Raw genomic sequence first — 26,562 nt, 5'->3', positions numbered from 1 at the left:
AGTAAATATAAATTTTGTAAAAACATAAAATTTAAACAATAACCCCTATAAATTTAATATTAAATTTATAAAAATATATCAATTATTCAAATACACCCTTTAATATTTTAGATACTTCGTTATATTTTGTAGCAGGAAATAAATGGGTACCCCCTTTGATCACATGATCGGGTTTTGAGTTTTTTATGGGAAAAACAATGTCCCTGTCTGCTAATATCTGAACTACATCCGGATTTTCTTCAAATTTCCATTCGGAGATCTTTTCTATGGACCATTTCAGGTAATAAGGATCTCTTACCCTGAAATACTGCAGCAATTTCGGATTTTTAGGATCAAAGAATTTCCTTACTACAGAATATATATTGGTTGTCCTTTCGTTAAAAAAACCAACAGGCAGCATTTTGGGAATCCGCGTAATCTCTCCCGCCCTGATCAGCCTGGATTTCTCTTTGTCGGATTTTATGCTTCCCAGGATCACAACTTTCTGAGCAGGCTTTATTTTATTGATCTCCTGCACCATTATCCCTCCGAAAGAATACCCCAGAAGGCAGAATGGCTCCGATCCGTTTATTTTACCTGCCATCCTTTCCACGTAAGTATAAAACGGCTCGTTCTGCTCCGGAATAAGCCAGTCTAAAAATACAATCTCATAATGATCCGGGAACTGCAATCTTTCCAATACCTTAAAGTCTGCCCCGAGTCCGCTTACAATATAAATCTTCATCCCACTAAAATAAAAAAAATGGACATCCTAAAAAAATGTCCATTCTGATTTATTGATTAAGCGGCTATGCTTATTTTTTCTTTGCAGGAACCCTGTTCTCGTTATCCAGCTTTTCAGTGGAAACCCTGAACTGGATATCCATTTCGTTTTTAATGAAATAATCTTTCAGTGAAGACTGGTAGAATACCTTAAAGTCTCTTCTGTTCAGTGAAAACTTGGCAGACTCTATCACTACGGTAAACTGGGTAACGTAAACATTGGCAGGGAAAGAAATTGTTTTCCTCACACCTTTTATCGTTACATCACCATATACTGTAGAATTATACTCACTATTGGCAAGAGGGATGATTTTGGTTAAATGAAACTTAGCTATGGGGAACTTCTTTACTTCAAAGAAATTGGTGCTTTTAAGATCATTCGTCAGTTTTACCTGATCTTCATCGGAAACATCACCTGCCATCAGGCTTCTCATATCTATTACAAATTCTCCGTCTATTAAAACCGTTTTATCAAAGTTGAATTTTCCGCTTTTCAGTTTTACAGTTCCGGAATGTGATGACGCCTGAGTTTTTACAACCTTGTACCCCCACCATCTGATCTCGGACGAGGTCACTTTTGAAACCTTATCAAATTTCTTTTGAGCAAAAACAAATGATATGCCGGCACACATCATCGCAAACAATAGTAATCTTTTCATTCTTTTTTATTTACAATTCAACAAAAATAAAAAAAAGTGTAGAACTTCTACACTTTTACTAATCTTTTTTTGTTTAAATTATTTAGCTGTTACTTTTACAAGCATATCAATGTCATCTTTTATAAATACATCCTGCATGCTGGACTTGTAGGTAACATCAAATTTCTGTCTGTCGAAAGAAAATTTATCGGATACTAAACTTACTGTTCCTTTGCTGTAATTGATCTTGGCAGGGAAAGAAATAGAGCTTGTTTTTCCTTTAACGGTAAGGTCTCCGGTTACAAGGCTGTTATAGATCTTATCATTATTTTTCTTTACTGAAGTAATCTTGAATGTTGCCGTAGGGAATTTTTCAACTTCAAAGAAATCCCCGTTTTTAAGGTGCCCGTTCAATTTTCCCTGATACTCTCCGGAAAGATCTGTTGCGTTAATGGAAGTCATATCCAATACAAAAGTCCCGCCTACCAGCTGATTTCCTTTCATCACCATATTTCCAGACTTCACTTTTACGGTTCCGTCATGAGAGCTAGCTTCAGATTTAGCTACTTTATATCCCCACCAGTGAACATCAGATGCCACTACTTTTTTCGATTGTCCGAATGCTAAACCACCAGCTAAAACTGCCAGTAAAAATATTTTTTTCATTTGAATAAGTTATTTACTTGTTATTTATGACGCAAATGTAGCCATCTTATCTGATAGATCATATTGATGTACATCAATAAAAACAATCATTTTTATGAATAATATCATTCATAAAAAACTCCGAAAAGATTCGGAGTTCTGTTTTATTCCTGATAATAAGCCGTATAGAGAGCTGAGCCGTGTAACCCCGTATGATCATTCTTGATCAGGTAGATCGGGATATTTCTCAACATATTCTCCATCTTATCACTTATTTTAAATTTCTCGTAGAATTTAGCCTTGTCTATATAGTCCTTTATCGCCTGAGGAATATCTCCTGAAATAAGCAGGCCGCCCGTTGCTTTAAGCTTTAAGGTTAAGTTATTGGATTCTCTTGCCAAAAACTCCAGGAACGTATCCAAAGCTATTTTACAGATCATGACATCTTCCTCTACTGCGGCTTTGTAGATTTCTTCAACGAAATTCCCGTTTGTTAAACGCTCTCCCAGCCATTCGGGTTCAGGATGCCTTTTCACATCTCTTAAAAAGCGGTAGACATTAAACAGCCCCGTTTTGGAAAGCACATTTTCCCAGCTTACAATTCCGTAGATATTGTTTAAGAACTGATAAAATTCTACTTCCACATTGGTCCTTGGAGAAAACTCGGAATGCCCTCCTTCCGTTGCAAAAGGCCTCAGGTATTTTCCGTCAAAGAAATATCCTGCTTCCCCCAGCCCGTTTCCGGGTGCTAAAATCGCAACATTCCCTTTTTCTAAATGACCACTCGTATAGATGGCATCCAGGTCACTGTCCTCAAGAAGGCCCATTCCGTATGCAGAAGCTTCCAGGTCATTCAGCATATAAGCACTTTCAAATCCGAAATCTTTTTTATATTCTTCAACATCCAGACTCCATCCCAGTCTTGCAGGGCTGCTCTTTCCATCAAGTACAGGCCCCGGGACCGCCACTCCCAGACGTTTCACATTGTTCAACTGGTTTTCCTGAATAAACTTCCTCAGGATTTCCGAAAAAGATGAATGCTCTTTGGTTGGATAATTATTCTGGATCTTTATTTCAAGGCCTCCGTTACCCGAGATGTAATAGCCTAAAGTAGTAATATCTTCCCTCAGGTTGGCTCCGATAATAGAAACGTTATCATTGTTACTGTTCTTTACTCCCGGTAAATAAAGCGGAAACTTTGGATTCAAATTCATAATCGCAAATTTTATCAAATATAATAATTGTTTTCGTAAATCCTGCTACCACGAAAAAACCTTTTCAAAAAATTTGAAAAGGTTTTGGCTAATAATTGCTTATATAAAAATCTAACTACTTTCCTAATGGAATATTGTAAGAAAATCCGGCACCAATGTTCCCTACATTGTAATCCTGACCTCCTATAGCACCATCATTTCCTGTAAATACCTTCTGATATTGTACAAAGAAATTCCAGTCCTTGTTATGATACCCAATTTCCGGCTTGATGTAAAAACCTCCGTCCGGCCTGTTAACATTACTGTTAGAAGCTACCTTCTCATCTCCAACCAGGAAACCATATCCTAAATCTGTTCCAAAATAAAAACCTGTCTGCTTAGGATATATTCTGATCAATGCAGCAGCAGGAATTACTCCCACATCATTATTGTTCAGATTATTGTTATCTTTTCCGAAATAATGAGTATACCCGGTTGCAATACCTAACCCAAATCCCGGAGTAATCAGGTTCTGATAAGATACATCTACGCCCACGGCAGCAGAAAGGTTATCAGCAGGAACAGCCAATCCCACATTAGCTCCTACTTTAATCATATTATTCATTTGTGAGCTTTGTGCGCCTACAACACCGGCTGTAACAATACCTGCTAATAAAAGCGCCTGTCTAAACATTTTCATAATTCTGATTTTTAAATTTTACTACCGAATAAGATGTAAAAATCATGCCAAAACAGGGTGTTTTTTGTCACTTTAACATTCTTTAAAATCGCAAACAAATGAATATCAATAACTTATTTTGATTAAAATTTAAATAAATGTTTAATTAATTTGGGTTTATGATAAGAACCAGCTTCGTCAGTTCAGGCAATTTTCCGGAATAACGATAAGCTTACAAAAACACTTATCCGGATGCTTTTGTTAAATAATACTTTTCTAATTTTTACATCACAAAAAAGGAGGCTTTTCCTATAAGAAAAGCCTCTTTTTATAATTTTAAATTTTAATTCCTTCAATTTTGAGCAGGAAGCTGCTTTTCCCCATCTTTCTTTTCATTTAACTTTTCTGATACTTTTTTAACGATAAATTCTATGACCAGCGGGGCCAAAATGGTGATCAGGGTTTTTAAAATTCTCGATTTCATACTATGATTTTTATGCCTGAATCACTACAATTTCCGAGCCAATAATTAAACAGCCTGGAATATTTACTCTTCATCCGGAATGATCAGGTTCTGGTAATTCATAATACCTGTCCTGAACTTTTCTTCTATTCTCCGTCTCAGGTTTCTGGGTTTATGAACGATCAGACTGTTCCCGAAACCCAGCAGCAATCTTTCCAGCTCATAATTGATCTGTACACAGATCTTAAAAACAGCTCCTTCTTCCGTTTCGCTGATGATCTCCTGGCTTTTATGAAGAGGTTTTGTTTTTACATAAGGAGTATTGGAAGCATCCACAAAGAAAATCACATTCCTGGGTTTCATCGTTTCCGAGACCGTAACTCCTACAATATCCTTGAAATATTCATCACCATCCAGATCTTTATCAATATATTCATTTTTTTCTTCAACTTCTATCTTTTCCATTCTGTCCAGTGCCAGATTATACATACTGCCTTTATAAAGGCATATCAGGAACCAGCGGTTATTGTATTCCTTTAATAATTGCGGATGAACGGTAAAAACACTAGACTCTCTCGCCGTAAAGCTTTTATAAAGGATCTTCAATACTTTTTTATTCAGGATACTTTCATACAAAACATCAATATGCTCCAGGCCTTTCAGCTGCTCATTTTTATCCAGATGGATGATCGATTTCTGCCCGGTCGAATGAATAGAATCCTCCAGTTTCTGGATAACCCCGTTCATTTCTTTAAACATTGAAAAATCCTTGAACTGCTTTAAGATCTGTACCGCGTTATTCATCGCTTTAAGATCACTTTCATTCACTGAAATATTATGAATGCTGTAATCGGAATCGCTGTACCTGTAATATTTCCTGTCAAAAACCTCTATCGGGGCTTCATACCCGAATTTCTCGCTACGCATATTCTGCAGGTCAAGCTGAACAGTCCGTTTGCTTACATAAGATTCTTTGCCTTCGTATTCGAACAAAGCTTCGGAACAGGCATCAATCAGGTCTTCCAGCGTATACTTCCTGTATTTGTTTTTGAGGCATTTATCCAGTGTTTTATAGCGGATCAGGGCATTTTTATTGGACGACATATGTTTTGTGTTTTTAATCTATTAGACATAGTTTTTGTTACTCATATGAGTAAATGATTTTAATGTTAAGAAGAGATTCTTCGCTTTGCTCAGAATGACAGGCTGCATAATTACTTCTTCTTTAAGGCTTCCCCTACAAAAGAAATCCCTTCCCATCCGGATTTCATAAAATTCCTGATATTCTGATGGTCCGTACCTTCCGGATTTTTCAATACATCCTCCCTGTAAAACTCCCCGAAAAGAGCCAGAACATCTTCTTTAAGAAGACCATTCAATTTTGCAAAACTGAAAACCTTGCATGAACCGTTATTCTGACCCGCTTCATTGACTGTATTTCCATTTCTGAATTTTACGGGAGTGAAATCATAGTGATCGTCTATATAAACAATAACCTCTTTAAACTGAACGGTTTCCGGTGAATTTTTTAATTGATCTAATAACATTTTCTTTAATTTTTTATTTTGCTACAAAAGCCACTTCAGGACTTAAATGAAATCTTTTGTGGCTTCTGCATTTAAAAATTTCAGTAAAAATAAAAAATAATTTCATCTACGCAAAAATATTGCGCACAAGCATCATTACTTTGCATCATCAAAATGAAACAACAAATGGAATTTAACGGAACTCATTTAATCGATCTTGGATACAGACCTGCAAAATGGTTCAAAGAGGCAATTGCATATATCAACGAAAATAATCTGGATGAAAACCAGATCACTGCTTATCTGGACCAGTTCAGACAACCTGAATTGATTCCTCTTCATGAAACCCCGAAAGACTTTATCATCAACATCAGGGCAGAACATGAAAGCGAAACCGATAACGTGGAAAAAGTGATCAGAACCATGCAGGTTTTAATGAAAACCCCTACTCTGGTCAGTGGTGCTTTAATGCCGGATGCCTGTCCTACGGGACCGGAAGGAAATATTCCTGTAGGTGGTGTCGTAGTGGCAAAAAACGCAATTCATCCCGGATTTCATAGTGCAGACATCTGCTGTTCTGTCATGCTGACCGATTTTGGAAAAGCTGATCCGAAAGAAGTACTGGATGCCGCTCATTCTGTCACTCATTTCGGGTACGGAGGAAGGCCAAGAGGGGAACAGATGCCAATGTCCCAGGAACTGATGGATGCTTTCAGTGAAAATTATTTCCTGAATGATGAAAAACTGATCAGCATTGCCCGTTCTCATATGGGAACGCAGGGAGACGGAAACCATTTCCTGTTTGTAGGTATTTCTAAAAATACCGGAAATACGATGATGGTTACTCATCATGGTTCAAGAGCTCCCGGTGCTGCCTTATATGATAAAGGAATGAAGGTGGCGAACCGTTTCAGACAGGAAATCTCTCCTGAAACACTGAGAGAAAACGCGTGGATTCCTTTTGATACTGAAGAAGGTAAATCCTATTGGGAAGCCCTTCAGCTGATAAGAACATGGACCAAAGAAAACCATACCTCTATTCATGATGCTGTCCTTAATAAACTGGAGGTAGAAAAAGAAAACCGATATTGGAATGAGCATAATTTCGTGTTCAGGGATGGAGACCTTTTCTATCATGCCAAAGGGGCTACTCCTCTGGATGATAAATTCATGCCGGATATTACAGGCCCAAGGCTGATCCCTCTGAATATGGCAGAACCGGTACTGATCGTTCAGGGAAAAACCAACGAAAGGAATTTAGGTTTCGCACCTCATGGTGCTGGAAGAAATTTCAGCAGAAGCCAGCATAAGAGATCATTGGCCCATAAAACCATCGAAGAAGTATTTGCAGAAGAAACCAAAGGAATAGACGTTCGTTTCTTCTCCAATGAGATTGATATTTCCGAGCTTCCTACCGCTTATAAAAGTGCTAAAAACGTAAGAGCTCAAATCGAAGAATACGGACTTTGCGAAGTTCTGGACGAAGTGATGCCTTACGGATGTATCATGGCGGGTGATGTAGGTAAAAATGCACCGTGGAAGAAAAAGAAAAAATTCAGGAAAGCGTAATTTTTAAAAACTAATAGCCAAACCTTATGGCATAAAAGCCCTTAAGGTTTATGAAAACTTTTTAATAAAGGCAGGAGCAGTAGCTCAGATGGTCAGAGCAACAATATTACTTTCCGCTGTTGGCAGACAAAGTTCCTATATATCCCAATTGTGGGTCGCAGGTTCGAGTCCTGCCTGCTCCTCAAAATGATGAAAATATTTTTATATTTGATTATTAATTATTTTCATTAGTTAAAAAATTAAGGCAAAGAAAGTTCCTATATTTTCACTATTACTTTCCGCCTTTTATAATTTGAGGCAAAGGGTGTTCCTATAATTTGGAAAATTACTCCCCGCCTCTTTTAAAATATAGGTAAAAGGAGTTCCTATATATTCATTTTACAGAAAACTACTCCTCACTTATTTTTTTAAACTAAAAAACAATGAAAACATTAAAATTATTTAATGCCGTTTTAGCAAGAACATCTGATGAAAAACCATTTATTTCGGATCAGGGATTCATCATTGAGCCTGATGCATTATGGGCAAAGCATGAAATCATTCAATACTATTCAAAAGAAAAACTGAATGGAAACGACCTGAATAAAACGTTCCATAAATCTTGGGAAAAAATCAAGAACAGCTCAAGAATGGAATTACTTTTTGATCAGATCAGGCATTATATTTCTACTTATGGAAGTGATTTTCAGGATGTAATTTATATTCCCGATGAAGTATTGAACGTTCCCGGCATGAAGCTGACCTTTAAAGTTGTAAAAGCCTATTCGCAGGAAGAAATGCAGGAAAAATGCCTTTCATTACTAAGATCCGGTATTGCTTTGAAAGAAGAAACCATTAATGATCTGCTTGATATCTTACATCATGAACTCGACTATGACTTTACGGGAAAAGAAAATATAAGAAACAAAGAAGCGATTATAAAAATTGCGGATCTTTACGATATCTATCCTGAAAATCCGGTTGAATTTTTCCGCTATGTGATCTACAAAACGACTCTTACCACCCTTTTGATCAAGAATGATGATCTGATCAATTTAATTAAACAAAGTAAATTTGATCCAACCTACCTGTTTGCAAACTTCGGACTGGAAAAACTGGCAGAAATTTTCAACAGATTCAAGCCTTTATTTTTAGCCTACAAAAACAGGGCTCCGAAAACGATCAATAAAATCTCAAAACTGTCAAAAGTGTATCACCAGCCTCTCATTTCAAACCCATTGAACGATGCAACCCACACATTACTGGAAAATAGTGATCTGCACTGGCTGGAAAATGCAACCCCGTTTGCTTTGTTCAAAGCTTTATCAGCCTGTTATTCAAGGATGCATGGGCAGGATACTTTTGTCTACAGGATCAGGAACGGAAAGTCATGGACCCAAAAAGGAACAACAACTTCTGTCAATGAACTGAATTATGATTTTATCTTAAACCATTTAAAATCAAAATACAATCTTGCGGGAAAGAAATTCTATTTTCCCGAAAATGTAGAGTTTGCTTTGCCAACATCTGAAAAGATGTTTGTAGGAAATATCCCGACCGGAACGAGATTTTATGGTGAAAAAATGGCGGTTGGAATTTATTGGGAAGACAAGTGGGGTGCTTATGACCTTGACCTTTCAGGACTAAATATCGCCGGAAAAATCGGCTGGAATGCAGCTTATAACCACGGAGAAGGACAGCTGATGTATTCGGGAGATATGACCTCCGCACCCAACGGTGCAGTAGAATATCTGTATGCCAATGCAGGACTGGATGCTCCTACTCTTGTGATGAGCAATGTTTTTAACGGAGACAGCAATTGCGGATATAAAATCATCATTGGAAAAGGAGATGAAGTTTCCTACGATTATATGATGAATCCAAATAATCTTTTTGCTGAAGCTCAGTGTACTTCGGTTCAGAAGCAGACGATCCTGGGAATGCTGTTACCAAAGGAGGGAAAACAGTGTTTTATATTGTTGAACTTTGGTGCAGGGCATGCCCATGTATCCGGAAATTCGGAAGTTTCCATGATGGCGACAAGTGCGCTTTATCAGCAATGGTATGAGTCGGTTTCTTTCAACCATCTTATAAAAGAATTAGGCGCAACTATCACTTCCGATAAAGGAGAAGCAGACTGTGATTTATCATTGGAGACTTTGGAGAAAGATAGTTTTATAAAAATTTTCAGGTTGAAATAATATTCTTTTGGCTGCCATTTCCCGAATTGGCAGCTTTTTTTATAATTGCCTCAAGCCTGAATAAAAAATAAAACAATGAGTTCATTTTCATTCTATATCATTTTAAGAAAACAAAGTTTTGCAGATAAAATCTGTTTTTAGAGCTTACGTTTAATTTTCTGCCTTTGATGGAAAGCTCTTTGTATTTCAAGATTTTCTAAACTATTTAAACTTTTTAATAAACCACAAAAGTCACAAAAGTTTTTTCGACACTTAAGCATGTTTAAGTATCCTTTGCCATAGTGAAATAGGAACACATTAGTTTTTGAAAATCAAAGATTTTCATCTTATGTGAACATTGGTGGTTTTAAAGCGCTTAAGTTTAAGCTCTTTAAAGTGTCGAAAAAGCTTTTGCAACTTTTGTGGTTAGCTTTTTAACAAGTTCTAATGAATACAGGTTATTTAAAACATTCTACGCAAAAATATTGCGCAGAGTATATTTTATTTTGCAGTACAAATTAAAAACAATGACAACAAAAATAATAGATAAGTTAAAGGAAGTAGAAGCAAAACGAGGTATAGAAATACTTCTCGCCGTGGAATCAGGAAGCAGAGCCTGGGGTTTTGCATCCCCGGACAGCGATTATGATATACGCTTCATATACAGACACGAAAAAGAATGGTATCTTTCGCCTTGGGATAAGGATGAAACTATAGAATTTATGACTGAAGACGATCTAGACGGTTCCGGGTGGGATCTCAGGAAGACCTTTCATCTCCTGTTAAAGTCTAATGCTGCTTTATTAAGCTGGTTTTACTCTCCTGTTGTTTATGTGAAAAATGAAAAATTCTATGAGCTTTTTAAACCTTTAGCAGATGAGTGCTTTTCTCCGATAGCGGTTTCTTATCACTATCTGAGTATGAGCAAAAAATATCTGGAAACCTGCAGAAATGATGAAGTAAAATTGAAAAGCTATTTTTACTGCCTCAGAACCGCTTTAACGGGAAAATGGATACTTGAGAAAGGAACAGTACCACCGGTTTTGTTCAGTGAATTATTAGTTTTGGCAGATGATTTCACTAGAAACAAAATAGAAAACCTTGTAGCCTTAAAAGCCACAAAAGGAGAATCCTATTACCATCCTAATGATTGGGAGCTTTTCGGGTTTTTGGAGAATATGATCGCTGAGAATGAGGAAAGATCGAAGAGCCTGACTGGAGGAAAAGCGAATAAAAATGAGATGGAAAAGGTTTTTAGAGAAATATTAATAAATTAGAAAAATGAATAAGCCATATGAAAAATATTATCGCACTATCTCCGATGTATACGGAAGACAGCAATAATCTAAAAAAAGCATCTCTAAATTCACCTTACGAACTGAATCGATTCAATGCTAAATGGAATGTTCCGGAAGAATTTCGCAGGGATGTGATCGCGGTATACGGAGAGGATATCTATGCAGAAATTGTGGCAGATCAGTGCAATTTAACATTGACAAAACCCTCTGATGACTGGCTTGCAAGAGTATCTGAAGAATTCACAAAACGTAAAATATTATACGGGCCACTGAAGAACTTCATCCATCAGGAAAACATTTTCATCAAGTGCTCAGACTTTAAAAGCTTTAAGGCCGGAGTGTATCGAAAGGTAAAGGATATTAAAGGCTTCGACTCTTTAGATATGAACAGCATGGTTTTCACTTCGGAAGTTGTAGAATGGGAACTGGAGGTACGATGCTTTGTTTCCGATAACGAAATAAAGACCTTCTCTTCTTACTGGCGAAATGAAGCCTTTGATACGAATTCACTCTCTGATATAGAAGAAAAGGAAATGTTTGCATTATTTGATGCTTTTATGGAGAAGCATTCTGCAACATTACCTCACGCCATTGTTCTGGATTTTGGGATCATTAAAGGAAAAGGTTGGGCTTTGATAGAGGCTAATCCTGCATGGTGCTCCGGATTGTATGCCTGCGATGCTGTAAAGGCTTTGGAGGTGATTGTGGAAAGTTGTATTAAAAATTAAGGAAATTTATGTGTACATTCAATAATGAAATTAAGTTTTGCACTTGTGTTGAAGAAGATATCTATGAAATAAAAGATATATACATCTGGTCATTAAACAGATATGTAGGAAAAAGAGAAACCAATAGAAGAGGAAAAATAATGATCCCTGTTAATGATTTTGAGAATGGTATTTCAACTGAAAGTATTATACTAAAACTAAATACAGGAAATATTTTCGATTTTGAATATATTCCCGAAGAAAGAGATACACTTTATATTAGCTTCAATGCAAAAAACAATGAGGAGTACAAATATTTTAAACTAATATTTAGGGATAAATGTTGGCAGGAAGGCAGCAATCCTGCCTTTGTAAGTATCAATAAAAATATTGCAAAGGGTGAAATCATTATTGAAAAACAAACTCCATGACCATACAAAACTTAAAGACCCAAAACCTCATCCTCTTTGAAGCCATCTCTGGAAGCCGTGCCTTCGGGCTGGCAACGGAAAACTCGGATACGGATATCCGGGGTGTTTACTATTTGCCAAAAGAAACATTTTACGGATTAAACCATATTCCACAGATCTCTAATGAGACCAATGATATCACTTATTATGAGATCGGAAGGTTTATAGAGTTGTTACAGAAAAACAACCCCAATATCCTTGAGGTTCTGGCAAGCCCGGAAGACTGTATTCTGCAAAAGCATCCGTTGATGGATCTATTGAAACCGAGAGATTTTCTTTCCAAACTCTGCAAAGATACTTTTGCCGGATATGCCGTTTCACAGATCAAGAAGGCAAAAGGGCTCAATAAAAAGATCCTGAATCCGGTGGAAAAAGAAAGAAAATCCATTCTTGATTTCTGTTATATTCTTCAGGATCATGGTTCTGTTCCGTTGAAAAAATGGCTACAGGAATTCCCCTCCTCCGGAGAGGTGTCCAAAGGACAGGGTGGTCTTCCCCAGGAAAAATGTGGCTTGACCAGCATTGATAATACCAAAGGCATGTATGCTCTTTTCTATGATGAAACCGGGAATTTAAACTATAAAGGAATTATTAGTAATGAAGAAGCCAACCAGGTTTCCGTTTCCTCTATTCCAAAAGAAGAAAAACCTCTCGCTTACCTGTTCTGCAACCTTGATGCCTATTCTACCTATTGTAAAGATTACAGAGAATACTGGAAATGGGTCTCCGAACGAAACGAAGACCGTTATAATGTCAATCAACAGCATGGACAGAATTACGATAGCAAGAATATGATGCACACCATCCGTTTATTGCAATCCTGTGAGCATATCTTCAAAACCGGGTCATTGCAGATACGTGTAGATAACCGTGAAGAATTACTGGACATTAAAGCCGGAAACTGGTCCTATGAAGCCGTAATGAAAAAAGCAGAAGACCTAATCCGTTCTATAGAGCATTATCATTCCGTCTCTACCCTTCCTGATCATCCGAACCCGGAAAAAACAGAGAAACTCTTAATCAAGATACGGGAGGAATTGTACCGTTAATTACTTGATAACTAAAAACTAAAACCCTTCACGCTCGGCCCCTGAAAGGCTGTCTTAATATTAAATCATTTTAAGCTTGATAAATTTAAACAGGCTCTTAATCTATCTTAATGACTAATTTTTAAACATTTAACCTCTTAAAATTTAAATTAAGACCACCGTTAATTCAGGATATTTCTCTTTATCTTCAATTCGTGAAAGCATCAAAAAATAAAATTTTATTTAAAATAATTATTGTTTTACGATAATTAATTATAAATTTGCAATACTAATTAATTATTGTAATATGGACCAGACCAAAATTATTTCAAGAATCCTTTATTACATCTGCCTGATATTATCAGCAGGATATCTGCTTACCGGAGTATATGCAATATTCTGCTTGTCAACGGGCATTGGGATCACATCTTACGGGCAGGGTAAATACCTGCACATCAACTACCCCTTCACGGAGCAGCCCTTTTTGAATATCGAGAATAATTACCCATATATTATCTTTTCATTTCTGTTGGTTTTGATCGGTTATGGGATCTTTTTCGGACTGTCTGCAAAAGTATTCAGGGTTTTCTTTCAGACGAAGTTGTTTACGAAAGAAAATATTGTACAGCTTAAGAGATTTTACACTTATAATATCTTCTTTCCTTTACCCATAGTCATTATCGCCAGTTTTTTTGTAGAGGTGGAAAGTATGATCTGGGGATTGGTTTTTATTCACTTCATGCTGGGAATTTTCTGTTTATTTCTTGCGAATATTTTTAAGCAGGGACTACATTTACAAAACGAACAAGATCTATTTATATAACATGCCGATTATAGTCAACTTAGATGTGATGCTTGCCAAGCGTAAAATGCAGAGTAAAGAATTGGCAGAAAAACTGGGGATTACACCAGTCAATCTCTCTATTCTGAAAACAGGAAAAGCCAAAGGAGTCCGTTTCGATACACTGGAAGCGATCTGTAAAATTCTGGAATGCCAGCCGGGAGATATTCTGGAGTATAAGGAATGAAATTTAGTGATGAGTTATAAGTTATAGATGAATAATAAATGATAAATGATACGAAAATCTTCGATTTTCAGCTTATGTGAACTTATAAGAAACAAACTTTAAAACTTATAATAACTAAAGTGTTCCAAAAAAACTTTTGTGACTTTTGTGGTGAAACTAAACACTTGCTCTTATGCGACCTTATAACTTATAAGAAGTAAATTTTAAAACCCATAATAAATAACGTGTTCAAAGAAACTTTTGTGACTTTTGCGGTAAATTAAAATTCAAATTTAAAACATTAAATATCAACACTTTAAAAAAGCAATGAAAGCATTGCCTGTCATTCTATTACCCTAATTTAACCTTATGAATACTTTAACCATCAATCAGCTCAGCCTTACCTATAAAAATGGGTTCCAGGCAATTAAAAACATCTCCCTGGAGATCGGGAACGGCATGTTCGGCCTGCTGGGGCCTAACGGAGCAGGAAAATCCTCTTTAATGAAAACGATCGTAGGGCTTCAGAAACCCACTTCGGGAAGCATTGTCTTCAATGGAACTGATGTTTCCAAAGACCCTGACCACATTAAGAAAAACCTTGGATTTCTGCCTCAGGATTTCGGAGTATATCCCAAAGTTTCCGCGTATGATCTTCTGGAACACATTGCCATTCTGAAAGGGATCATGAACCGATCCGAAAGAAAAAACCAGATCATGAATCTTCTTGAAAAGGTCAACCTTTTGGATTTTAAAAATAAAGAAGTTCATACCTTCTCCGGAGGGATGAAACAGCGTTTTGGAGTTGCCCAGGCACTATTGGGAGATCCGAAGATTATTATTGTCGATGAACCTACTGCCGGTCTGGACCCTGAAGAACGAAACCGTTTCAATTCCTTACTCAATGATATCAGTAAAGACGTTATTGTCATCCTTTCTACCCATCTGGTTGAGGATGTGAGGAATCTCTGCTCGGAAATGGCCATTATGAACAAAGGGCACATCTTAAGAAAAGGAAACCCAAATGAATTGATCGCCGAACTGGAACATAAGATCTGGTCTAAATCTATTGATAAACATGAGCTGGAACATTATCAGTCAGATTACAGGATCATCAGCCGGCAACTGGTTGAAAGGGAGCTTCACATCACCACTTTCTCCGAAGAACAACCGAAAGATTTTATCCCTGTAACTCCCCTCCTGGAACACGTTTACTTTCATACCCTCACCCAAAACCCTTAATCATGAACGCCATATTTTTATCCGAAGCCAAAAGCAGCTCAAAGCATTGGCTTACTTACCTTATTGCCCTGATCCTGATATTTGCAGGTATTTTTTGTGGGAATCAGTTCAACCTTACCGTTGGGGAAGGTATTTATTTAAACTCTCCTTATACCATTGGATTTATGGTCGGAATGCTGAGTTTATCCGTCATATTCTTCGCTACAATATTTGCAGGCCAGCAGCTTTTTAAAGATTACGACTCAAGATTTGATAGTATTATTTTCTCTTTACCTTTCTCAAAACGGGAATATTTAACAGGGAAATTCTGCTCTTATTTTTTACAAACCTTTTCAGCCTTTCTATTACTGATCCTAGGTTTTATGATTGGGCAGAATATGCGGGACGGCAGCGAAATACAGCCTTATTTTAATGTATGGTATTACCTCTACCCTCTTTTGATCTTTGGACTTATCAACTGTTTTCTGGTATGCAGTTTTCTGTTTTTCATTTCGTTTGCCACCAAGAAAAAACTTCTGGTTGTAGTGGGTGGATTACTGCTTTACGTCCTGTATATGGTCATCCTGTTGTTCTCCAATTCCCCATTCATGGCAGGAAGCATCCCCCAGTCACTGGAAACTCAGCAATTATCCGCTTTGATCGATCCGTTCGGGCTGTCCGCTTATTTTTTTGAGGCCCGAAGCTATACGGTTCAACTGAAAAATACCCGGATCGTACCTCTTTCAGGATATACCTTGATCAACAGGGTCATTTTTGGTGTACTATCATTCGTATTTTTAGTATTCACTTACCGCATATTCTCTTTTTCGGATTCTTCAAACAGAAAGAGAAGTAACAAAACAGAAGTATCTTTTAATTCTTTAAAAGTGAATTTAAAAGAGTATATCACGACATCTCTGAATTTTGGAGGCACGGCAGCTTTACGATCCATTCTGTCCTTTGCAAAAATCGATCTGGTCTATCTTTTCAAAAGCATCGCCATTATTGCTGTTTCCATACTCCTTTTATTTTTTGTAGGGATGGAAATGTATGCCGAAATCGAAAAAGGGATCCGCCTTCCGCAGAAATACGCCGATTCCGGATTAATGGCCACTACGATTTCAGAAAACTTCCACCTGCTCGGCATGCTGATCTCTGTGTATTTTATCAACGATCTGTATTGGAGAAGCCATGTTTCAGGGTTTTCGCTTATAGAAAAAAGCACTTATTTCTCAGGAAGTAAATTAAGCGGTCATTTTTTGTCCATCAGTATTTTATTACTATTCTTCACTGCAATTCTGATCATTGAGGGATTGGTTTTCCAACTGATGTATAATTATTTTCACATTGACTGGAAAGCTTACAGTGGAGCTGTTCTCTTCAATACATTTCCCCTGATCCTGTTTTCAGGCTTTATTCTTATTCTCAATGACCGTATCAGGAACAGGTTTATTGCGTTGGGAGTTTCAGTTTTGACTCTTCTGATACTGGCCAGCCCGGTTTCAAAGAAAGTACTTTCCTATCCTTTGTTAAGAATATTTTCAGATTATAAAGGCACCTACAGTGACTTTAATGGATATGGAGTTTATGCCACCTCTTTTGCAGAACGGCTTTTATTCGGAGCTGGGTTGATTGCCTCCTTATGGATGATCAACACTCTGGTCAGAACAAGAAAGTTTAATATAAAAAAGACAGCTTTTGCCGGGGTTTTATTAATCCTGGGAGTTTTTACAGGAAGCCTTTTCATGAAAGGTTATATCCCGAAAGTTGAAAGTGAAGCTATTCTTCAGGCTGTCAATTACGAAAAAAAATTCCGGATATATGAAGATCTTCCGCAACCAGTCATTACTGATGTGACTACCCAAATTGAGCTTCATCCATCCCAAAATTCATACCTGATCTCCGGGAAATATATTCTGAAAAATCAGACCGATAAAACAATTAATACAATCCTGATCAATTTTCATCCTGACTTAGAAATAGGCACGGCGGTTCTTAAAACCTCTTACGAATCAATAGAGATCAGGCATGAGACTACGGAAATTCAATTAAAACACCCTTTAAGACCTTATGAAACAGCAACCCTTGATTTCAGAATTTCCTATCAGTGGTTTGCCGTAAATGGCCATGAATCCTTTAATGCCATCATCGGGAACGGTTCTTTTATGAGGATCAGCAGATATTACCCTGTCATCGGTTATCAGAAAGATCGGGAAATTGAAGATGAAAAAGTACGTACAGAATCCGGACTAAAGAAAAAGATGACACTAAAAAAACCGGAAGCCCCGGAAGTTTTTGAAAAAGATTTTATCAATTTAGACATGACCGTTTCTACTGAAGAAGGCCAGGCCGCCATAGGAACCGGGGATCTCATTCAGCAATATGGAAGAGGAGACAGAAAGTTCTTTCATTATAAAGCGGATAATATCCCGTTCCGTTTTGCCGTTTCTTCTGCGAAATATAAACAGAAAAGTGTTAATTACAAAGGCATTGCCATTCATGTCTTCTATCATGAAAAGCATGCTGAAAATGTGGATCACCTCATCGAAAATATAAAGATCACTCTGGATTACTGCACCCTGAATTTTGGAAAATATCCTTTTAAAACCATCAGCTTTGCAGAAATTTCTTCCTATACTAAAGGTTTTGCCGCAACTGCCTATCCTTCTGCTGTTTTTATGCCTGAAGATATGGTTTTCCATGCCAATATTCATGCAGATAAAAAGCAGGATGTCATCAATGAGCTTGCAGGACATGAGCTTTCCCATCTCTGGTGGGGTAACAGCCAGATCAATCCTGATGACAGAGAAGGTTCCGTAATGCTTACCGAAACTCTTGCCATGTATACCGAAATGATGCTTTATAAAAAAATGCACGGCACAGAAAAAATGATGGAAAGAATAAAAGTTCATCAGCAGATCTACGACAATGAAAAAGGATTATCTGAAAATACGCCCATTTACAGGGTAACCGGAGACAGTCCTCATATTGCCTACTCTAAAGGAGCGGTCGCCATGGTAAAATTAAGCCAACTGATCGGGGAAGCTAAGGTAAATATGGCCCTGAGAAATTTTCTCCGGAACAACCATTATCCTAAAAAACCCACAAGCATGGATCTGCTTCAAGAATTCTACAAAGTAAGCCCGGATGATTCTACAAGAAAGAAGATTGACCGGTTATTTAAAACAATCTAATATATTAAAACCACCTGAAATAGGGTGGTTTTTCTTTAATACAATCTTCACAAGCAAACTTCACAGGTTTTTAAAACCTGTGAGATTTAAAATCCATCGAAAGATCAGGTAAATCTTCATTTACAAAAATTTCAACTTAGGATTGTAACAAAATAAAAATCTCTGCAACTTATTAATTGACATATCAATAATTGATAAATCATTTTAATTAAGAAAGAAAGTTTACACACCATGGAAAAATTAGATTCGATTATATTTTACAATATAGATAAAGCGATCAGGGCTTACAGGAATTATGCTCAGAGGCAATTAAAAGCGAATGGCTATTCTATTACTATCGATCAGTGGCTGATCATCAAAGCTATTCTGGAAAATCCGGGGATCACCCAGAATGAGATCGGGGATCTGGTCTTTAAAGACAATGCTTCCGTAACCAGGATCATTGACCTGATGGTAAAATCCGAATATATTATCCGTCATACACACCCGGAAGACCGCAGAAAAACCCTTCTGGAAGTAACCGAATCAGGAAAGAAGATCATCAAAGAAGTGCAGGCACTGGTTGAAAGCAACAGAAAAACCGCTTTGGAACATGTAACCGGGGAAGAACTGGAAGTCATGAATTCAGCACTGCTCAAAATATCAGAAAACTGTCTTAATACTAAATAATAAACACTATGGCAAGAATATTCTTACTCATCTTTGTCTGGCTGATGTCTTTTTTCAGCAGCACACTTTCAGCACAGACATCACAACAGAGCTTTTCGCTATCGGGAAATATTAATTCCGAACAGGTTAATCAGGTGGAAATTAATTTATTCGATTCTGAAAATAAATTAGTGAAAACAGAGATAGCGGATCAGAAAGGAAATTTCAGTTTCAATGATCTGGTAGCAGGAAATTATCTGGTAAAGATCAATAAAAACGGTGCAGAAGCCTACAAATCAGAACCTATTGCTGTTACAGGCAACACTACGCTTCCACCTGTTCAGCTGAATGAAAAATTGATTGAAGGCGTGGTGATCACAAAATCCAAACCTTATATTGAAAGACAGGACGGCAAGATGATCCTGAACGTAGAAAACAGTATTGCAAGCACCGGAAACTCAGCTTTTGAGGTTCTTGAAAAGGCACCGGGCGTGAATGTGGACAGCAATGATAACATCAGCCTTCGTGGAAGAGGAAATCTTCTGGTACAGATAGACGGTAAAAACACACCAATGACGGGAACAGAGCTTGCCAATTATTTAAGGGGGATTCCTTCTGCAAGTGTCGACAAGATTGAATTCATTACCAATCCGTCTTCCAAGTATGATGCGGCAGGAACCTCCATCATTAACATCAAGCTTAAAAAAGACCAGAGAAAAGGAACCAACGGAAGCATCACTACGGCTTTGGGGACAGGAAGGTATATTAAGAACAACAATAATTTCAGCATCAACCACAGAAATAAAAAGGTAAACGTTTTTGCCAACTATAGCTTTGCCTACAGGGAATTTTTCAACCATCTGGTTTTGGACAGAAACTTCTATAATGAGGGCAATACTTTTGAAAAAGCCTACCTGCAGGACAATTTCCTGAAAATGAACTTTAGAAATCATATCGCCAAAGCAGGAATGGACTATTACATGAATGATAAAAACATACTTGGATTTTCCATAGGGTTTATCAGCAATAAATTTGACCCAAAAGGGGATAATTCAAGCGTAATCCTTGGTAGTGATCATCTTCCTGAAAGAACTTTTACTACGCAGAACCGTTCAAAAGACCATTGGAAAAATGCATCTTTCAACCTGAACCATAAATATACGATCGATTCCCTGGGTTCTGAGATCACGACAGATTTTGATTACATCAACTACTCCAATACTACTTTACAGAATTTTGATACCAGAACATACGACCTTTCAGGAAATCTTGCTACAGGTCTTGAGACGGCAAATCCTTACCTTTTAAAAGGGGATATAGGCGGAAGTTTAAATATTTATTCCCTTAAATCTGACCTTACAAAAGCCTTTAAAAATAACTGGAAAGCGGAAGCCGGCATTAAAACAAGTTTTGTGAAAGCAGACAGTGACCTTCAGTTTTTTGATGTAAGCCTTGGAACCCCGGTAATGGACATGGGCAAGACCAACCATTATATTTATGAAGAAAACATCAATGCTATTTATGGGAATGTGTCTAAAAAATGGGAGAAATTCAGTACCAATTTCGGTCTGAGGATAGAAAATACGAATATTACCGGTACCCAGCTCACGACCAACCAGGTGAATAAGAAGAATTATACCCAGCTTTTCCCAAGCGCAGTATTTTCTTATGACCTTAATGACAAGAATAACCTTGAGGCCAATTTCAGCCGAAGAATCACAAGGCCAAGCTACAACCAGCTGAATCCTTTCAAATACTATCTGGATCCTACTACTTACAGAGCCGGAAATCCGGACCTGAACCCACAAACCACCATGAATTATGAGCTGACCTACAGTTTAAGCAATAAATATTTTGCCACTTTAAGCTACAGCAAAACGTCGGATAATATTACAGATGTGATAAAGCCTGTAGTAGAGGACGGGAAGAATATTACGGTACAAACCATTGAAAACCTGAATTCAGCCTCTTATTTCGGATTGTATCTGATCGCTCCAGTGAAGGTTACAAAATGGTGGGACATGAACAACAGCGCCAATTTTTACTATGGGTCTTACACCGGGAATGTTTCAGGAACACAGATCAATAATAAAGGGAACTTTACGTTCAATATGAACAGCATCAATTCTTTCAAGCTTGGAAACGGATTTACTGCTGAACTTACCGGGAATTACAGAGCCAGAGAAGTATATGCCTATATGGATGTAAAACCGAACTGGTACCTGAATCTGGGCGCACAGAAGAAATTCAAGAACAACAGTACCCTGAAGCTGGCTTTCAACGATATATTCTATACCAGCAATCCAAGAGCGCGGACTACTTTCAACAATTATGTGGAAAATTTCGAAGTAGAAAGGGATACCCGTGTCGTTACTCTTTCCTATACCTATAATTTCGGATCAGGAAAAGCAGGGCAGCCAAGGAAAACCGGTGGTGCCGAAGACCTGAAACAAAGAATCGGGAACGGATAATCCGGAGAAGACAAAAAACAAAATTAAGTCAAACGATAAAAACAACCGCTATGAAAAAAGTTAAAATAAGCCTGCTCGCCATTGCATTATTATCTGCTTTAGGCACAGCAGAGGCACAACAATCAGGCCCTAACGCGGCCATGAGCAGTATTACCAAGGATCCTTCAGAAAAAGGGCTGAATATATCTGCAATGGACGTTACCGTCCGTCCGCAGGATGATTTTTACAGCTTTGTGAACGGAACATGGATGAAAACAACCAAGATACCATCCGACCGCTCCCGATGGGGAAGTTTTGACCAGCTCCGTGAAAGTACGGACAATAATTCCCTGGTGATCTTAAACTCTCTTCTGAAAGATAAGTTTGCTGACGGAAGCGAAGGCAGAAAGATACAGAATCTGTATACCTCCTATATGGATATGGAAAAAAGAAACAAGGACGGCATTAATCCCATCAGAGAAGACCTTTCAAAAATAGACGCCATAAAAACGGTGGCCGATCTTGAAAAATACCTGACCACCTCTACTCTGAAAGGAGATAATCCTTTTTATGCCTGGGGTGCCAGTGCAGATCTTAAGGATTCAAAAATGAATGCGGTATATCTTGGAAGTGCCGGTTTAGGGCTTGGAAGGGATTATTACCAGAAAGTAAATGATAAGAATACGGAAGCTATTAAAGAATATACAAAATATGTAGCTTCCATGCTGAATGTACTGGGATACAAGAACGCCCCGGAATCAGCCTCAAAAATAGTTGATTTCGAAAAATCCATTGCAAAGACCTTGCTCACCAATGAGCAGATTCGTGATATCAACCTTCAGAATAACCCTAAAACAATGTCTGATCTTTCCGGTATGGTGAAAAACATCAATCTGCCGGCTTACCTGAAAAAAGTGGGCGTAAATACGGATAAAGTGATCGTAGGCGAACTGAATTATTACAAAAACCTTGATACCTTCATTACCCAGCAGAATATTCCTATCATTAAAGATTATTTAAAATTCAATCTGCTATCGGGAAGCGCCGGTTTCCTTTCTCAGCAGCTGGATGATATGAAGTTCGGGTTTTACGGAAAATACCTTCGCGGACAAAAAGAGCAAAGGGCTCTTAATAAAAGAGGATATGAGCTTATCAATGGCAGTTTGGGGGAAGCCTTCGGAAAACTGTATGTAGAAAAGTATTTCCCGGCAGAAGCCAAAGCCCAGATGGTTGAGCTGATAGATTACCTGAAAAAAAGCTTCGCACAGCACATCAATGACTTAACATGGATGTCTTCCACCACTAAAGAAAAAGCCCTTACCAAGCTCAATAAATTCAAAGTAAAAGTGGCCTATCCCGACAAATGGAAAGATTATTCCCAGCTCAATATCCTGTCAGAATCCCAAGGCGGTTCATTGTATAAGAATCTTCAGAATATCTCTGAGTGGAAATACAAAGAAAACCTTGACAAAGTGGGGAAACCTGTAGACAAATCCAAATGGACCATGTCTCCGCAAACGGTAAATGCCTACTACAGCCCGCAGAATAATGAGATCGTATTCCCGGCGGCTATCCTTCAGCCTCCATTCTTTAATCCACAGGCTGACCCGGCAGTGAATTTCGGCGGGATTGGTGGAGTGATCGGGCATGAAATGAGCCACGGGTTTGATGATTCAGGAGCCCAGTTTGATGCAGACGGAAACCTGGCAGACTGGTGGACTCCTGAAGATAAAGCCAATTTTGAAAAGGCAACAAAATCGCTAGCTACTCAATTTGATAAATATGAACCGGTAAAAGGAACTTTTGTAAACGGTACTTTCACCAATGGTGAAAATATCGCAGACCTTGGAGGGGTAAATATTGCCTATGATGCATTGCAGATGTATCTGAAAGATAAAGGAAACTTAGGCAAAATAAGTGGGTATACACAGGATCAGAGATTCTTCCTGAGCTGGGGAACAATTTGGAGGACATTATATACGGAAGCTGCTTTGATCAACCAGATCAAAACGGATGAGCATACCCCGGGAATGTTCAGGGCATTCGGGCCGCTTGTAAATACAGATGCTTTTTATAAAGCCTTTGATGTGAAACAGGGAGATAAATTGTATAAGAAACCGGAAGATAGAATTAAGATCTGGTAAACATATTTTTAAACCGTCTAGTAGTAGACGGTTTTTTATTTAACCACAAAAGTCACAAAAGTTTTTCCTTTTCATTTACACTTAAGTAAACTGAGTTAAGATAATTTCTAAAGATAAAGTTCACCTAAGGCTAAAAAAATAATAAGCTTTCTGTTTACTTTTAAGCTACATTTTATTAAGCTTAAGTATTTTTAAATCAAGCTTTGTGGCTTTTGTGGTTAATTAATTCATATAAAAAAACCACCGAAATTTCGGTGGTTTCTATTTTTAAGCTTGTCCTTCCGGGTTTTCACCTTCGGATCTTACCTGCTGTTCCTGTCTTGGCTTAGACTCCGGCTTCGGAGGTCTTGGTAAAAGAACTTTGCGGGAAAGCTTCATTTTCTTACGGTCATCGTAACCCATGAACTTCACTTCCACTTCATCTCCTTCCGCATAAGGAACTTTATCCAGACGCTTCCACTCGATCTCCGAGATATGAAGAAGGCCTTCAGTACCTTTAGCAATCGCTACGAAAGCTCCGAAATCCATTACTTTCACCACTTTTCCATTGTATACTTCTCCTACTACCGGTACGAAAGTAATTTCATTGATCTTGGCAACCGCTGCATTGATCTTCTCTCTGTCTGTTCCTGCAATTTCGATACGTCCGATTTCTCCAACTTCTTCAATGGCAATAACGGTATCCGTATCTTTCTGTAACTGCTGAATGATTTTTCCACCAGGCCCAATTACAGCACCAATGAAGTCTTTGGAGATCTCCATTACTACCATTTTCGGAGCGTGCGGCTTCACGTCCGGTCTTGGCTGGGCAATGGTTTCCGTGATTTTATTTAAGATATGTAATCTTCCGTCTCTTGCCTGCATCAAAGCTTTTTCCATGATATCCATAGAAAGCCCCTGGATTTTGATATCCATCTGGCAAGCTGTAATACCATCTGCAGTACCTGTCACTTTAAAGTCCATGTCTCCAAGATGATCTTCATCTCCCAGGATATCGGAAAGTACGGTAAATTTACCTGATTTTGCATCAGTGATCAGTCCCATTGCAATACCGGAAACAGGTTTTGTGATCTGCACTCCGGCATCCATTAATGCCAATGTTCCTGCACAAACAGTCGCCATGGAAGACGAACCGTTCGATTCTAAAATATCAGAAACAATTCTGATCGTATATGGATTTTCTTCAGGGATAACTGCCTGTAAAGCTCTTTGAGCTAAGTTTCCGTGCCCTACTTCTCTCCTTGAAGTTCCTCTTAAAGGCCTCGCTTCACCGGTTGAGAACGGAGGGAAATTATAATGTAAGAAGAATTTTTCGTCATATTGTGCAATTACGCTGTCCACCATGTTCGCGTCTTTTATAGAGCCTAAAGTCACTGCCGTCAAAGACTGCGTTTCACCTCTTGTAAAAACTGCTGAACCGTGAGATCCCGGAAGGTAATCGATCTCGGACCAGATCGGGCGGATCGTTTGAGGATCACGGCCGTCAAGACGGATATTATCCTCAAGGATCATCTGACGCATAGCTTCCTTCTCTACATCATGATAATATACTTTTGCAAAAGGGGTTACTCTTTCAAGTTCTTCCACATTATCTACATATTGTGCCAGGAACTCATCAAGAACCGCTTTGAATTTTTCGTGTCTCTCTTCTTTAGCTGAAGGGGTTTTTGCCACTTCATATACTTTATCGTAACATTCTTTCCATACTTTTTCACGAATGTCTTCATCGTGAACTTCGTGAGAATATTCTCTTTTAGGGAAAGCTTTTCCTACTTTTTCAGCTAATCTTTCCTGAGCTTCGATCTGTTTTTTAATCTCGGCATGAGCAAAAATAATGGCTTCCAGCATTTCCTGCTCAGAAATTTCCTTCATCTCTCCTTCTACCATTACGATGGAGTCTTTGGTAGCTCCCACCATAATATCAAGCTCTGAATTTTTAAGTGCTTCATAACTCGGATTGATCGCAAGTTGTCCGTCAAATCTTACTACTCTTACTTCAGACATTGGCCCATCGAAAGGAATATCTGTAATCGCGATAGCCGCAGAAGCCGCTAAACCGGCTAAATCATCAGGAATAGACTGGCCGTCATAAGAGATCAGAGAGATCATTACCTGAACTTCAGCATGGAAATCCTCAGGAAAAAGCGGACGAAGGACTCTGTCTACCAAACGCATGGTTAATATTTCCTGATCTGAAGGCCTTGCTTCTCTACGGAAGAAGTTTCCGGGAATTTTCCCGCCTGCATAGAACTTTTCTCTGTAATCTACCGTTAACGGCAAAAAATCTACACCGGGATTGGCTTCTTTATTGGCTACAACCGTTGCTAAAAGCATTGTTCCGCCCATTTTTACAACTACGGATCCATCGGCCTGTTTTGCCAGTTTCCCCGTTTCAATAGTGATCTCTCTGCCGTCTGCAAGAGTGATCGTTTCTGTAAACGCTTGAGGTATACTCATAAATTGTTCGTCTCTAGTACTCCGTATTGAGTACGGTTATTATTTAAACTCTTTAAATTTTCGTTTGCAAAGATAATGTATTATAATGGTTTATTAAATTTTAGGGAGGAAATATCTGCTTTAAACTGCAACTTTATTAAATATCATGTAGCAGTTCAATTGAATCAGCAGGCATAGATCTAAAAATAATGATGATCAATGATTGCGGATTAATTATCTGGGTAATTATTTAAAGTATTTCTGCATTGTTTAGATTCCCTTCCTTTAGATTTGTAGAATAAAAAAATGTAAGATAGAAAATTAA

22 protein-coding genes and 1 tRNA gene are annotated in these 26,562 nt (G+C 38.0%); 14 read left to right on the top strand and 9 right to left on the bottom strand.

Annotation, left to right across the window (positions count from 1 at the left end):
• Positions 1 to 82: 82 nt before the first annotated feature.
• The 8 genes from HNP38_RS01110 to HNP38_RS01080 form a co-directional block, all read right to left on the bottom strand.
• A complete protein-coding gene (locus HNP38_RS01110; protein WP_184183123.1) occupies positions 83 to 724 on the bottom strand; it encodes an alpha/beta hydrolase in 642 nt (213 codons plus the stop codon).
• Positions 725 to 794: 70 nt separating this feature from the next.
• Positions 795 to 1,421 carry a YceI family protein gene (locus HNP38_RS01105; protein WP_184183120.1) on the bottom strand — a complete coding sequence of 209 codons (627 nt, stop codon included), beginning with the start codon at positions 1,419 to 1,421 and terminating at the stop codon, positions 795 to 797.
• Positions 1,422 to 1,499: 78 nt separating this feature from the next.
• Entirely contained in the window at positions 1,500 to 2,066 is a 567-nt protein-coding gene (locus tag HNP38_RS01100) for a YceI family protein (RefSeq protein WP_184183118.1), read from the bottom strand.
• A gap of 143 nt (positions 2,067 to 2,209) precedes the next feature.
• Entirely contained in the window at positions 2,210 to 3,259 is a 1,050-nt protein-coding gene (locus tag HNP38_RS01095; RefSeq protein WP_184183116.1) for a glucokinase, read from the bottom strand.
• A gap of 115 nt (positions 3,260 to 3,374) precedes the next feature.
• Positions 3,375 to 3,938: a hypothetical protein gene (locus HNP38_RS01090; RefSeq protein ID WP_184183114.1), complete on the bottom strand. Its 564-nt coding sequence runs from the start codon at positions 3,936 to 3,938 to the stop codon at positions 3,375 to 3,377.
• Positions 3,939 to 4,269: 331 nt separating this feature from the next.
• A complete protein-coding gene (locus HNP38_RS18065; RefSeq protein WP_262888889.1) occupies positions 4,270 to 4,401 on the bottom strand; it encodes a hypothetical protein in 132 nt (43 codons plus the stop codon).
• 63 nt (positions 4,402 to 4,464) lie between these two features.
• Positions 4,465 to 5,484, bottom strand: coding sequence for a helix-turn-helix transcriptional regulator (locus HNP38_RS01085; protein ID WP_184183112.1), 1,020 nt, complete (start codon positions 5,482 to 5,484; stop codon positions 4,465 to 4,467).
• 110 nt (positions 5,485 to 5,594) lie between these two features.
• Positions 5,595 to 5,927: a HopJ type III effector protein gene (locus HNP38_RS01080; RefSeq protein WP_184183110.1), complete on the bottom strand. Its 333-nt coding sequence runs from the start codon at positions 5,925 to 5,927 to the stop codon at positions 5,595 to 5,597.
• Positions 5,928 to 6,092: 165 nt separating this feature from the next.
• Here HNP38_RS01080 and HNP38_RS01075 point away from each other — a divergent pair, with 165 nt between their 5' ends.
• From HNP38_RS01075 to HNP38_RS01010, 14 genes are all read left to right on the top strand, one after another.
• A complete protein-coding gene (locus tag HNP38_RS01075) occupies positions 6,093 to 7,475 on the top strand; it encodes an RtcB family protein (RefSeq protein ID WP_184187482.1) in 1,383 nt (460 codons plus the stop codon).
• 73 nt (positions 7,476 to 7,548) lie between these two features.
• Positions 7,549 to 7,657 (top strand) — tRNA-OTHER (locus HNP38_RS01070).
• Positions 7,658 to 7,897: 240 nt separating this feature from the next.
• Positions 7,898 to 9,655 (top strand): hypothetical protein, encoded by a 1,758-nt coding sequence (locus HNP38_RS01065; protein WP_184183109.1) that lies wholly within the window; start codon positions 7,898 to 7,900, stop codon positions 9,653 to 9,655.
• A gap of 506 nt (positions 9,656 to 10,161) precedes the next feature.
• Positions 10,162 to 10,911, top strand: a complete 750-nt coding sequence (locus HNP38_RS01060; protein WP_184183108.1) for a DNA polymerase beta superfamily protein — start codon at positions 10,162 to 10,164, stop codon at positions 10,909 to 10,911.
• A 17-nt stretch (positions 10,912 to 10,928) separates the two neighbouring features.
• The gene (locus HNP38_RS01055; RefSeq protein WP_184183107.1) at positions 10,929 to 11,660 is read left to right on the top strand and encodes an ATP-grasp domain-containing protein; all 732 of its coding nucleotides are present in this window, start codon (positions 10,929 to 10,931) and stop codon (positions 11,658 to 11,660) included.
• 8 nt (positions 11,661 to 11,668) lie between these two features.
• Positions 11,669 to 12,070: a hypothetical protein gene (locus HNP38_RS01050; RefSeq protein WP_184183106.1), complete on the top strand. Its 402-nt coding sequence runs from the start codon at positions 11,669 to 11,671 to the stop codon at positions 12,068 to 12,070.
• Positions 12,067 to 13,158 carry a DNA polymerase beta superfamily protein gene (locus tag HNP38_RS01045; RefSeq protein ID WP_184183103.1) on the top strand — a complete coding sequence of 364 codons (1,092 nt, stop codon included), beginning with the start codon at positions 12,067 to 12,069 and terminating at the stop codon, positions 13,156 to 13,158. The genes HNP38_RS01050 and HNP38_RS01045 overlap by 4 nt, the downstream gene beginning before the upstream one ends.
• Before the next feature lie 286 nt (positions 13,159 to 13,444).
• A complete protein-coding gene (locus HNP38_RS01040; protein ID WP_184183101.1) occupies positions 13,445 to 13,960 on the top strand; it encodes a DUF2975 domain-containing protein in 516 nt (171 codons plus the stop codon).
• A 1-nt stretch (position 13,961) separates the two neighbouring features.
• Positions 13,962 to 14,165, top strand: a complete 204-nt coding sequence (locus HNP38_RS01035) for a helix-turn-helix domain-containing protein (RefSeq protein ID WP_045494476.1) — start codon at positions 13,962 to 13,964, stop codon at positions 14,163 to 14,165.
• Between the two features lie 348 nt (positions 14,166 to 14,513).
• On the top strand, positions 14,514 to 15,386 hold the full coding sequence (locus tag HNP38_RS01030; protein ID WP_184183099.1) for an ABC transporter ATP-binding protein: 873 nt from the start codon (positions 14,514 to 14,516) through the stop codon (positions 15,384 to 15,386).
• A gap of 2 nt (positions 15,387 to 15,388) precedes the next feature.
• Positions 15,389 to 18,559 carry a M1 family aminopeptidase gene (locus HNP38_RS01025; protein WP_184183096.1) on the top strand — a complete coding sequence of 1,057 codons (3,171 nt, stop codon included), beginning with the start codon at positions 15,389 to 15,391 and terminating at the stop codon, positions 18,557 to 18,559.
• 231 nt (positions 18,560 to 18,790) lie between these two features.
• The gene (locus HNP38_RS01020; protein ID WP_184183094.1) at positions 18,791 to 19,228 is read left to right on the top strand and encodes a MarR family winged helix-turn-helix transcriptional regulator; all 438 of its coding nucleotides are present in this window, start codon (positions 18,791 to 18,793) and stop codon (positions 19,226 to 19,228) included.
• A gap of 8 nt (positions 19,229 to 19,236) precedes the next feature.
• Entirely contained in the window at positions 19,237 to 21,678 is a 2,442-nt protein-coding gene (locus tag HNP38_RS01015; protein ID WP_184183091.1) for a TonB-dependent receptor, read from the top strand.
• A gap of 50 nt (positions 21,679 to 21,728) precedes the next feature.
• On the top strand, positions 21,729 to 23,801 hold the full coding sequence (locus HNP38_RS01010; protein ID WP_184183088.1) for a M13 family metallopeptidase: 2,073 nt from the start codon (positions 21,729 to 21,731) through the stop codon (positions 23,799 to 23,801).
• 267 nt (positions 23,802 to 24,068) lie between these two features.
• Here HNP38_RS01010 and HNP38_RS01005 read toward each other — a convergent pair whose 3' ends face one another.
• Entirely contained in the window at positions 24,069 to 26,258 is a 2,190-nt protein-coding gene (locus HNP38_RS01005) for a polyribonucleotide nucleotidyltransferase (RefSeq protein ID WP_184183085.1), read from the bottom strand.
• Positions 26,259 to 26,562 lie beyond the last annotated feature (304 nt).

This window comes from Chryseobacterium defluvii, assembly GCF_014204415.1.
GTDB lineage: Bacteria > Bacteroidota > Bacteroidia > Flavobacteriales > Weeksellaceae > Chryseobacterium > Chryseobacterium defluvii_A.
The sequence above is the reverse complement of the archived record's forward strand: the minus strand, read 5'-3'. Positions and strand labels throughout refer to the sequence as shown.